This is a genomic window from Candidatus Desulfolinea nitratireducens (assembly GCF_982879505.1).
The window spans coordinates 1-11,746 of the sequence record NZ_CEYOSI010000102.1 but is presented as its reverse complement, the minus strand read 5'-3'; the positions used below and the strand labels follow the sequence as shown (position 1 = coordinate 11,746).

Below are 11,746 nucleotides of genomic sequence, written 5' to 3'. Positions count from 1 at the left end.
AGGGTCCTTGGTCTTTTGATAATTAGCTTTCTTTGCAAAATTGTCGTATTTTTTCTAATACTTGGTTAAGACTTTCTTCTACTTCATGGTTTTGAAATCGGATAACTGTATATCCAAGCTCTTCCAGATAATCTGTGCGTGCACGATCATATGCTAATTGCTCAGGTTCAAAATGTTGGCTTCCGTCGAGTTCAATACATAGCTTTGTTTCTGCACAGTAAAAATCGATAATAAAACGAGCGATCGGATGCTGGCGACGAAATTTGTAGCCTGATTTTCTGTTGCGTAAATGTTGCCAGAGCGTTTTTTCCGATGGCGTTTGTGGTTGACGTAACTCGCGTGAACGTTGCCGAATGATTGGATGGATACGGTGGCGTTTTTCATTCATGTTGTTATTATTTCTCGCGATGATTTCACCCTCACCCTGGCCCTCTCCCTGAAAGGGAGAGGGAACAAATCCCTTCTCTCCAGGGGGAGAAGGTTAGGATGAGGGGAGTATCCTTTTCATTTCCCGACGAATTTCTTTTCGTAACTCATCGATCTTTTTTCTTTCGCCATTTTCCTCGTAATACCAATGATCCCAGCCATTACAGGGGGCATTTTTGAGATCCTTCCCAAGTTTATGAATCGAACCGACATTCTCGCCGCTTTGGATATGTCCATTTGCCAGGATCGTGGCGTGGATATTGCTCCGCTCTCCAAACCAGAGACGCTCGCCGGGATTCAGGCTACCGTTTTCAAGCAGCATGCCAAAAGGAATACGCGGCTCTGTTTTTTTTACACCCGCCAAATAGACATCTTCATCGTAATCAGTCTGGGGGATTGCGTCTATACGAGCCCGTGCAATTTTGACATAGCTTTCATCTCGCTCGATGCCGATCCAATTGCGATGCATCTTCCTGGCAACTGCCCCGGTTGTCCCGCTGCCAAAGAAAGGATCGAGAACTATGTCCCCCGGTTTTGATGAGGATGAAATCACCCGATAAAGCAAGGATTCGGGCTTTTGGGTGGCATGGGCTTTTTTGCCATTGACCTTGATGCGGTCTTTCCCGGTACAAAGGGGGATGACCCAATCGGAGCGCATTTGCTTATCGTCGTTCAATCCCTTCATCGCGTGGTGATTGAAGGTGTATTTTTCACCCTTTTTCTTTTGCGCCCATATTAAGGTTTCATGGGCGTTGGCAAAACGTACACCACGAAAATTGGGCATGGGATTGGTCTTGATCCAAAGGATATCGTTCAGGATCCAGTAGCCCAGATCTTGTAAGATCGTTCCAACCCGATAAATATTATGGTACGAGCCGATCACCCAGATTGTGCCTGTGTCCTTTAGCACACGTCGAGCTGCAGTCAACCACGCTATAGTGAATTGATCATATTCTTCAAAAGAGTTGAACTGATCCCAGTCATCATCCACCGCGTCGACCTTGGTCATATTCGGTCGCCATAAATCCTTCTCCAATTGCAGATTATAGGGAGGATCGGCGAAGATCAAATCAACCGAGTTCTCTGGGAGAGAATTCAGGCTCTCAATTGCGTCGCCGAGCAGGATGGTGTTGATTGGGAGTCGCAACTACATCACCTTGATAATACTAAGTCCATCTTTGCCAAGCGTTTCATTCGCTTCTTTGATCGCGCCTTCGGAACCAAGCACAACGATCTGCCCTGACCTTTTGATCTTGCTGAGCGAATTGGCAAAGTCTTTGAAGTCCTTTTGTGTTGTCGCCAGGACTTCGTTTCGGTATTGCTGGAGGAATTCATCACTGATTTGAGTCAGATATCGCGACATGGAGGTATATCCCTTTGCATCAGGCAGACGATAGGCGTCCAATCCGCCAATCGCGCCGATAATGATCTTGGCCAGCTCTTCGTCACTAAGTTCCAGCTCCTCCAGGAATTGAGCGGTGCCATCGTAATTTTCCAGCGTGGAGAGCAGATTTGGGTCGCGGTAGGATAAATAACTGAATAAGCCCGATTTCATGTCAAATACCGAGAATCCGCCGTATGCGCCACCCTGGACGCGGACCTTTTCCCAGAGCCAGGTCATGCCCAGATAGCGTGTGATTGCCGCGACTGAACCGCTCAGGTTATACCCAAGGTAGAATAAATTTGCGCCTTTCCCAACGTAATTGACTTGTGCCGGAATGGTTAGACCTTCATTCTTATTGCTGAATTCTGGGGACCATTTTGCGCGACGTATTTCGATTTTGGGCAGTGTTCTTATCACTCCGCTGATCATTGGCTGAATTTTTCGCCAGTCATTTTTTTCACAGGTGATATTGATTAGAAGGTTGTTTTGATTGATCAGCAACTCACGGACCAATTCCAGGTTTGCTAAAACGCCACTCCAATCTCCGTCAATTTTTTCAGCCAGTTCGCGCAAAAAGAATAGAAAATCAAGTCCTTCCATTTTTTCTGCCAGCCATCCTGCCTCATGAAATTTGGAGGTCAGCCGACCGTTGACAACCATGTGCCCCGATGGGATCAATGCCGATTCAATTCCCGCTTTTTCTTCCAGCACAATTTGCTTGAAGCGTTCGGCATCGTCCAGGTTGGTTTTCAACAAAACATCCTGGAAAATACCTGAGAGCTTTTCAGCCTGATCAACAGTTGATTTGCCACGCAAAAAGAGATAGGCCGCGCTTAAGTTACTTTCCCAAATTGTGGAGGTGAAAATATCCGGATAAATACCGCCGGTGTCTCGTCCTATCCGTTGTGAAAGTTTGACAAAATCCTGTGTATCAGTGCCCATCTCAAACAGAGCACGTCCAAGCAGAGGTGTGTATGGAAGCAAGTCTTCTGGGATGGAATGCAGGTCAAAACCCATGTCCATATAAAGAATGCCGTTGGTAGAAAGATCATGATGCAATATGGTCGTATCGTGAAGCGTTTCTTCAGACAAGGGGATTTCCTTCTGCAACTTGTCCAGGTCTTCGTGTTTTAGCATCGGCAGGGTAGCCAGCGCCTCCGGCGAATCCGGAGTATTTTGGATCTCGATTAGTTCTTTTGTTGCACGGATGACTTCTTCGATCTGTTCCGGGGACATTTCTTTTTGGATGGATGCCAGTTTTTTGCGTTCGGCAGTTTCATCGCGCTGGTTTAGCTCAGTATCCGGGATGAGCAATATTCGTGACTTGTGCTTGTTCCCGACAAAATGAGTTTGGATCAGGTCTTCGAAATATTTCTCGCCGGCATCCAGCCGCGCTTTGATCGCGTTCAAGGGGATTTCAAATGCCAACGGCGCAATGGGATCATAATCATAAAGCCAGAATTTCATTGCCCGCATCATGGCGCTTATGCCGCGCGGGAAGCCGCCAGTATTGTTCTCACGTAAACGGAATTCAACCGTATTTAATGAGGCTGCAATGGTATCTGGATCAATACCCTTGGTAGCCAAATCTGCCAGGGTTTTTTCGATGAGTTTCGCGACCTTATCTGCGTCCTTTTTGTTGATCCCTTTTAAACCGGTTGAGAAATACATTTGGCGGATGTCATCTTCAAGGCCAATCCCGGCCAGGTCTTCGCCAAGACCAGATTCGATCAAGGTTTTACGGAGTGGGGAGGCCGGACTTCCCAAGAGAATATGAGCAAGAATGCCGAAGGCCAATGATGTTTCCGCATTGCCCTGTTCGGGGAGTAACCAGTTCAGGGTCAGGTAGCTTTTTGCTTCAGCATCGCTGGCGGCATAGGGGACGGTACTCTTCTGCGGGGTGTCGCTGATCGGGTGCAGAGGAACCTCTGATTGCGCGGGAGCAAGCTCAAAATCCGCTAGATACGAATCCATCCGCCGCAATCGCTCATCAGGATCATCATCCCCGTAGAAAACGATCCGTGAATTCGAAGGGTGATAAAAAGCCTTGTGGAATCCAATGAATTCCTCATAAGTCAAATCGGGGATCACTTTGGGATCTCCACCGGAAGACAGCGCGTAGATGTGACCCGGAAAGAGCGAGAATTGGGATTCGTTGCTCAGAATGCGATTGGGGTCAGAATAGGCGCCCTTCATTTCATTGAAAACGACGCCTTTGTATATGATCGGTTTTTCAGGTTCCTCCAGTTCGTAGTGCCAACCTTCCTGGTTGAGAATATGTTCCTGGAGGAGGGGGTGAAGTGCCGCATCTACGTAGACATCGATCAGGTTGTAGAAATCCTGCAGGTTTTGACTGGCGCAGGGATAGAAAGTTACATCGGAGCCGGTGAAGGCATTGACAAAGGTTTGCAATGATCCTTTGAGTAGCTCAACAAAAGGTTCTTTAACGGGATATTTTTTTGACCCGGCCAGAACGGAGTGTTCGAGAATATGGGCAATACCATTGGATGATTTAGGCGGCGTGCGGAAGTTAATGCTGAATACTTTATTTTCGTCACCGTTTTCCAGAGAGAGTAACCCAGCGCCGGTTTTCACATGGCGAAAGTGCCGTGCCCTGGTGTTCATTTCGGGAATATCTTGCTCTTTAATCAATTCAAAACCATGAATGGTTGTCATCGGGTCTCCGTGCGATCTAATTTTATGAGAAATAACTTAGGCGATTTGCGCGAGGCAACGCTGGGCAAGGGTTGCGGCCACGTCCTGCCTGTATTCTGCCGAGCCCCAGGCATCTGTCGCGTCATGGCAGGCGTTTTTAGCAGCGGCTTCAGTACCCTCAGCCCCTTTTCCGTCCATCGCCAGGGAGGGGGATGTGCCCCAGCCACCAATGACGAGCCGTGTGCGTCCACCGGCCCATTGTGCCAGCGCCACACAGACGATTGGTTTATCAGCTTTTGTGCGAGCAACATATTCGTAGGCTGCATTGATATTTGTGGGAATGCTGACCTGTGTGATCAGCTTATTTTCAAGCATTTCTTCGCGTAAGGGCAGCAAATCGCCAAGTTGAACGCTTTCAGTCTCTTTTTCAGAATGGCTTAGGCTAACTTTTGCGTCCAAACCCATCATCATCATTGCGAATGGAGAGCGCCCATCGGATGCGACGAGCGTCCCAGCAATCGTTGCACTATTCCGTGTGTTTTGACTTGCTTCGTGCTGAATGGCTTTTTTCAGAGCCTCGGGTGTGTGGAGCGAATCAAGCAGGCTTTGCAATGTAGAGGTTGCTCCAATATCAAGCGCATTGCCTTTTTGCTGGATATTATTCAGCCCAAGAGCTTGGAGGTCAACGACAGCATATTCTTCCTCGCTGAATTGAGTCAGCTTGATCCCTCCGCCGAGGGGATAGGTCTTTGGTTGGGAGATCAGGGTCAGGGCTTCGGTCAAGGTTTTGGGCCGATGGTATTGAATAATCATTTTTTTGTCCTTAGTTCAGATGGTCTACTAGTCCGATTGGTCAGGAATGTCGAGTGCATATGGTTCTCTTTTTTCACGGACAGTTCTTGTTCTTGATTTTTTCAAATATCCAATAAAACATTGGTTTGTTTATTTGTGATTTAAGCCTTTTCATAGGCTTCGTTGAAGAATTTATTGGGAATACATTTTTGGTCGAAAGCTGTGTACAGTTGAGATTGCACTTCGGAGGCTGAGCGTTTTGCATAGCCGAGAAAGCGGCCAAATTTAGCCAGAAGTCATTTAGTAGGCAATAGTTGACATGGCCTTATTATACAAGACAAGCTGACTGATTTGACGATGATTTTGACCAGTTCGACCAATAGACCAATCAGACCATTTGACTAATCCGGATAAACTTTCCAGCCCAATTCTTCAAGATTTGCAGAATCCAGGGTTTCGTCAGGAACGTTGAATAAAAGGGTGGAGGCTTCAGCGAGTAATTTCTCGTCCGGACCATAAATCCCGGCCCAGCCCTCAGCAGTCCGTTTTTTGGACTTTCCGGCCTTTCCGACAATGCGCAGTGGAACGTTGATCGGTACATTGCCCCTATATTTGACTTCAATCTTGCCGGTGTACATGAAACGAGGTTCAGATGGATCTCCCATGAGGGCACGACCGCTCATTTCATCAAGCATGGTGGCCACGATCCCACCGTGGAGTACACCAGGGTAGCCCTGGAAATGGTCTGGTGCGATATAGATCGCTTCGATCACGCCGGGTTCTATCTGATAGATATTCAGTTTTAAACCAACTGGATTTTCTAGTCCGCAGACAAAGCACATTTTTGAATTTGGTTGTTTTATTTTGCTCATTCATCACTCCAATGGGGCATCAAAAGATTGTATTTCCAGCGTGTAGTCATTAGGGTCTTTGAAGAAAAAATGATAGATCTGATATTTTGGATTATACAATGGTGGCGCAGTGATTTCCACACCTTTTTTCTTAAGTCTCTGATACCAGCGAGCAACATCATCACTGACGAGGGTCAGGATGATCCCTTCAGCGTGGGGAGCTTCATCATGCGTACAAAAACCGAGGTAACTATTTGCACAGCTTTTATAAATCCGACAAGTTCCCTGATCGCGAACCATCGGAAGCTCAAGGATCCCTTCGTAGAATTGTGTGGTGCGATCCAGATTATCTGTGCGCAGAAAGGTGACACATTGGTCAAAGAGATTAGGTTTCATTCCGACGGAGTATAGCATAGCAATCTAAAAATATTTGCAAAGAGTTATGATAATGAATAGCGCCCTCTAAAAAGAGGGCACTATTGATCTGCATTCAGTCCTCGAATCTTGGGGAGTAACTCTACCAGGCGTAGGCCATTGGGGCTTCACCACCAGGTCCGGGGAAGATTTCATCCAGTTTTTTGAGCGTATCATCGTCAAGTTCGATGCTGGCAGCACGAACGGCGCTCTCAAGCTGTTCGATGGTTCTCGGTCCAATGATGGGGGCTGTGACGACAGGGTTGCTGATTAACCAGGCCAGGGCAACCTCCCCTGGGGGCAGACCAATCTCTTTGCAAAGGGATTCATATTTTTCAAGTTGATCGCGTTTCTCTTCAACTTGTTTGGTGAATTCTTTATCCTTCCGCCGACCGGTATTGAATTTTTCCAGCGCGCCACCCAAAAGCCCACCACCCAGCGGACTCCAGGGGATCAGGCCAAGCCCATACTCCCGGCAGGCAGGGATGACTTCCAATTCGATCATCCGGTTATCGAGATGATAAATACTCTGCTCACTGACCAACCCCATCAGGCTACGTTTGGAGGCTTCCTGGCAGGCAGTCGCGATATCCCACCCGGCGAAATTACTGGAGCCTACATAGACCACTTTCCCTTGCTTGACCAAAGCATCGAAGGCTTGCCAGGTTTCATCCCAGGGGCATTCATGGTCGACATGGTGCATTTGGTAGAGGTCGATCCAGTCGGTTTGTAAGCGCTTAAGGCTGCCTTCAGCATGTTTACGAATTTTATAAGCACTCAGGCTGCGACCATCACTGTTGACTTCCGCTAAATTAGCTTTACGATCTACGGGGTTATAAACCTTGGTTGCCAGCACAACAGCATCCCGACGTCCGCCACCTTGGGCGAACCAGCGTCCGATAATTTCTTCCGTCAAACCGTGTTCAACAGTCCAGCCATAAACATCAGCGGTGTCGAAGAAATTCACCCCTAGCTCCAAAGCGCGGTCCATGATCGCGAAGCTATCTTCTTCAGTTGTGTGCCATCCGAAATTCATTGTGCCAAGACAAAGATTGCTGACCAGCACGCCATGTTTTCCAAGTCTTTTATGTGAGATTGTCATTTTTTATTCTCCTCAAAGATAAATTTATTCTTCTCTGAATACCCCGTAGCTTGCTACGTGGGTTCCGAGCTTTAAGAAAAATCTGTACCCGTAGGGGCAAAATTCCGTAATACCCCGTCCGCTTGCGGCGGGGATAGGAATTTTGAAGATTTTTCAAATTTATTTACATAAAGAGTGGCACTATGTTTATTTTCGATATCCTGTTTTCAAAATCAGATTGCTTCATAGTCTCATTGAATCGGCTGGCTGCATCGAGGACTTTCGGTAAAAGATATATATCACCAACAGAATTCAAGAAAACATTCGGTCGGCTAAGCACCCAATGAACGAGCGTATCGATATGATCCTGTCTTTCCAGTGGTTTATACCAGGTGGCCCGCGTAGGTTTGTGATCTTTCCATGGTCCGCTGGATAGGGATTTGATCGTTTGCACTGCAATTTTTCGCTCCTGACATAGAGCGGTCAGTGACTCAAATTCTGAGGCATAATTCGGCTCCCCCATCAACTGTGGGTTATAGGGCAGCAAGACCGAATCGAAAGGAAAACGTTCCAGGCTTCGTTTGTGAAAATCGCATACCTGAAGATCATGTCCCGTAACGCCAAGATAGCGAACAAGCCCTTGTTCACGGGCTTCGATAAACGCCTCAAGAGCTCCACCGGGGCTCATTGCTGTTTGCCATTCTTCCTCATTGACGAGGAAATGCATCTGCCACAGATCAACGAAATCAACCTGCAGTCGTTCAAGTGAACGGCGTAACTCATCTCTTGCTTCCTGGTAAGTACGTTTCTCAGTCTTTGTTGCCAGAAAAAAATCCTTACGATGATCTTTCATCCAGGGGCCAATGCGTAGTTCTGCATCTCCATAGGATGCTGCGGTGTCAATATGGTTGATGCCATATTTCAAAAGCAGATCAAGTGTATTATCTGCCTCTTTTTGTGTGACCTGTCCTAGTGCAGCAGCTCCGAAAATGATGCGAGTGCTCAGGTGTCCGGTTTGTCCAAATTTTAATTTCGGGATCATTTTATTTCTTCCTTTGAATCATCGCTTACATATCAATTCCGATTGAAATTATACAATATTGTTTGATTTAAAGAAAAATGCGCTCTGGTTACCAGGAAGATGTTCAGTGACCAGAGCGCATTTCCTCGTACAGTGGGAGTTTAATTTTGTGCGAAAGTATCGATCAGTAGTTTGAAATTTCCGCCAACGGGATACAAAATCGGGCAGGTTGCACCGCGTTTGGTATACTCCGCAACTTTGGCGCGTGCTTCGTCCGGGGTGCCCGATGCTGTGATCTTGTGCACCAACTCAACGGGAACAAGGTGTTTGGCTTTGTTGATCTGTTCTTTTGTCGCTGGCCAGCCCAAAGTGGATTGAATTTCTGCGATCACGTCGTTGGATACCCCTGAGGCTTTGGCAATATGGGGTTGCTGGGCAAGATATTGACAGAGCAGTTCTTTCGTGTATTCAATTGCCTTATCGTGATCTTCATCAACGGAGCAGACGATCAATTGCGGACGATCAATATCATCGATGCTGCGGCCAGCTTTCTTGGCACCAGCAGCGAGCAAGTCCATGGCCTTATCATTATATTCCGGGGGGACGCAGTAATTCAGCACGGCGCCGTCGGCAATTTCGCCCGTCATCTCCATCATTTTGGGGCCAGTCGCCCCGATCATGATGCGAACTTCACGCGGCTCGCGGCGGCCATGCACGACATCCAATTCGATATTATCAACATGATGGAATTCACCATGATAGGTGACCCGTTCCAGGGCCAGCAATGGGCGCAACACTTCAATGGTCTCGCGCATGGCTTTTAGCGGTTTACGCCTTTCGATGCCGACGTTCGCTGCCAGGGGATCCCACCAGGCGCCGATCCCGCAGATCATGCGTCCCGGTGCGAGGTCGTCAAGCGTCAAAAATGTGGCTGCAAGCAAACCAATATTGCGTGTCCAGTTGTTGATCACGCCCGAGCCAATATCAATTCTTTCGGTTACTGCGGCATAGGCGGCCATCGGGACAATTGCATCACGTACCAGTCGTGATTCAGCCTGCCAAACAGCCTCGAAACCTTTTTCTTCTGCATAGCGGGCGTAGTCCAGTCCGTCTCGCAGATCATGAGAATCCTGTAAATAAAGTGCTACTCGTTCTGTCATGGGAAAACCTCCTGTAATGAATTTATTTCAGTAATTGGGGTGAATTATATTTTAAAATTAATCTTTTCAGCTACAAGTTCAAGATCTTCAGGCAAATCAAGATCCAACTCTATGGATGGGAGTGTGCAAATTTCCAGGCGCGCTCCAGCCTTTATGGCACGTTCGCAATGTCTGCTAAATGAATTTGGGCCAAAATCATACTCGATTATGCCGGCGGGTGAAATGAGCAGGGCGTTTGTTCCCTGTTTATGGCGATCAGGTGTGATGACCACTACGCGTTCATGTTTGTTGGCAACAGAAACCAGCTTTTGAATATCTTCCTGGGAGATCAGTGGCAAATCAGCAGGCAGGACTAATACCCCGCTGGTCGCATAGACCTTGGCTACTACTGTGGCTCGTTCGAGTGCGGTGTTTAGATGCGGAGAGCCATCTTCAAGAACAGTGCGTGCGTCAAAGTCACGAGCCACAGCCAGAGCCTGCGGGTCGCGGCTAATTACCAGAGTTTGTTCAATTTCGGGGGTGTTTTTAAGGATTTCCAGTGTATGTGCAAGAAGTTGACGGTTCAGTTCCGTCCGCTCATCTTCGGTTAGGGTTCCAGCTAAACGTGATTTTCCACGTCGTAAAGGCTTTACAGGCACGATTGCCCAAATAGTCATGAAATTCCTTTCAGAAAATAATGTTCACAAAGTCTAACACATCTTTGGCAAGACGATATCGTCCTTTTGCATCTTGCATGATCGTATCAGTGACGAAAGTCTTCAATCCCAAAGCCTTGATTGCTGGCTCTGTTTCTGCGTCGATTTGATCGAAAACCAAACCGCTTAGAATTTCCTGATAATGCTCTGCTATGGCCAAAACGGATGGCTGAATGCCCAGCTCTAAATACATTTTTGCAGCTGGACCTTTGAGCGCTTTCCCTCCGATAATTGGGGAAACTGCGATGATCGGCTTCGATTTACATGCTGATTTTATACCTGCTACCGCCAAAATTGGATCAATACTTACCCAGGGGTTGGATGGGCAAAAGACCACCGCATCTGCGTTTGCGATAGCTTCGATAACCCCTGGAGCAGGGAGGGCATTCTCGGCGCCCTCATAGCGAAATCCAGTTACGGTTGGCTCGCAGCCCTGATGGACAAAATATTCCTGAAAAGAAAGCTCTCCCTGCCCCTCTGTGTTTACAATTGTATGCAGGGAATCATCTGTCATCGGCAAAATGGAATGCCCTACACCCCATGCCTTGCAAAAATCATTTGTGATCTGCGAAAGAGAATCGCCATTCCGAAGGCGACGCGTCCGCTCCAGGTGGGTGCCAAGATCGCGGTCACCGAGGCGAAACCAATCAGGACCGCCAAGCATGGCAACATTATCGAAAACCTGCCAGCTTTCATCCAGCCGCCCCCAACCCGTAAGGGGATTTTCCAATCCCGCCAGGGTATAACAGACAGTATCCAGATCGGGCGAGATGGACAGGCCCAGATGTTCGAAATCATCACCGGTGTTGACGATGATGGTCAGGTTTTCGGGCAAAATAATCTGGGCTAATCCATGGGCCAGTTTTGCGCCACCCACACCTCCTGCTAACGCAATAATTTTCATATACCCTTATTCTTCTTTCAGAGAGAATAACTCAGTGCGGTTGCGACCATTCTTTTTTGCGCGATAAAGGGCCGAATCGGCAGACTTGAGGACCCCCTCAACAGTCTGGCCATGGGCAGGAAAGGTGGCAATCCCTGCTGAAAAGGTGATGCGCAGGATTTGGTTTTTACGATGGAGTAATGTAAATTCTTTTAGTTCTTCGTGCCATTGACTTGTACGCATGAGCGCATTCTCGCCAGTAGTATTGGGTAATATGACGATAAATTCATCTCCTCCGAAACGGCAAACGATGTCCTCCAGTCGAGAGGACTTTGTGAGCAATCCTGCCAGGCTACGCAAAGCGCGATCACCAGTGGCGTGCCC

At 47.7% G+C, this 11,746-nt stretch carries 13 protein-coding genes; all 13 read right to left on the bottom strand.

What is annotated here, in order from left to right; translation table 11 throughout:
* Nucleotides 1–22: 22 nt before the first annotated feature.
* Nucleotides 23–388, bottom strand: coding sequence for an endonuclease domain-containing protein (locus AC3DOM_RS10235; RefSeq protein ID WP_487918947.1), 366 nt, complete (start codon nucleotides 386–388; stop codon nucleotides 23–25).
* Between the two features lie 93 nt (nucleotides 389–481).
* Nucleotides 482–1,573, bottom strand: coding sequence for a DNA methyltransferase (locus tag AC3DOM_RS10230; protein ID WP_487918946.1), 1,092 nt, complete (start codon nucleotides 1,571–1,573; stop codon nucleotides 482–484).
* Nucleotides 1,574–4,486: an insulinase family protein gene (locus AC3DOM_RS10225; protein ID WP_487918945.1), complete on the bottom strand. Its 2,913-nt coding sequence runs from the start codon at nucleotides 4,484–4,486 to the stop codon at nucleotides 1,574–1,576.
* A 36-nt stretch (nucleotides 4,487–4,522) separates the two neighbouring features.
* Nucleotides 4,523–5,278, bottom strand: coding sequence for an FAD binding domain-containing protein (locus tag AC3DOM_RS10220; protein ID WP_487918944.1), 756 nt, complete (start codon nucleotides 5,276–5,278; stop codon nucleotides 4,523–4,525).
* Nucleotides 5,279–5,418: 140 nt separating this feature from the next.
* Complete coding sequence (locus AC3DOM_RS10215) at nucleotides 5,419–5,550, bottom strand: four helix bundle protein (RefSeq protein ID WP_487918949.1); 132 nt, start codon at nucleotides 5,548–5,550, stop codon at nucleotides 5,419–5,421.
* A gap of 108 nt (nucleotides 5,551–5,658) precedes the next feature.
* Nucleotides 5,659–6,129 carry a PaaI family thioesterase gene (locus tag AC3DOM_RS10210; RefSeq protein ID WP_487918943.1) on the bottom strand — a complete coding sequence of 157 codons (471 nt, stop codon included), beginning with the start codon at nucleotides 6,127–6,129 and terminating at the stop codon, nucleotides 5,659–5,661.
* 3 nt (nucleotides 6,130–6,132) lie between these two features.
* Nucleotides 6,133–6,504, bottom strand: coding sequence for a VOC family protein (locus AC3DOM_RS10205; RefSeq protein ID WP_487918942.1), 372 nt, complete (start codon nucleotides 6,502–6,504; stop codon nucleotides 6,133–6,135).
* Nucleotides 6,505–6,625: 121 nt separating this feature from the next.
* On the bottom strand, nucleotides 6,626–7,618 hold the full coding sequence (locus AC3DOM_RS10200) for an aldo/keto reductase (protein ID WP_487918948.1): 993 nt from the start codon (nucleotides 7,616–7,618) through the stop codon (nucleotides 6,626–6,628).
* Between the two features lie 169 nt (nucleotides 7,619–7,787).
* The gene (locus AC3DOM_RS10195; protein ID WP_487918941.1) at nucleotides 7,788–8,645 is read right to left on the bottom strand and encodes an aldo/keto reductase; all 858 of its coding nucleotides are present in this window, start codon (nucleotides 8,643–8,645) and stop codon (nucleotides 7,788–7,790) included.
* A 140-nt stretch (nucleotides 8,646–8,785) separates the two neighbouring features.
* Nucleotides 8,786–9,784 (bottom strand): LLM class flavin-dependent oxidoreductase, encoded by a 999-nt coding sequence (locus AC3DOM_RS10190; RefSeq protein ID WP_487918940.1) that lies wholly within the window; start codon nucleotides 9,782–9,784, stop codon nucleotides 8,786–8,788.
* A 44-nt stretch (nucleotides 9,785–9,828) separates the two neighbouring features.
* Entirely contained in the window at nucleotides 9,829–10,440 is a 612-nt protein-coding gene (gene cofC / locus AC3DOM_RS10185; RefSeq protein ID WP_487918939.1) for a 2-phospho-L-lactate guanylyltransferase, read from the bottom strand.
* A gap of 10 nt (nucleotides 10,441–10,450) precedes the next feature.
* Nucleotides 10,451–11,383, bottom strand: a complete 933-nt coding sequence (cofD, locus tag AC3DOM_RS10180) for a 2-phospho-L-lactate transferase (protein WP_487918938.1) — start codon at nucleotides 11,381–11,383, stop codon at nucleotides 10,451–10,453.
* Between the two features lie 6 nt (nucleotides 11,384–11,389).
* The coding region (locus tag AC3DOM_RS10175) for a GGDEF domain-containing protein (RefSeq protein WP_487918937.1) at nucleotides 11,390–11,746 on the bottom strand (357 nt) is incomplete at its 5' end.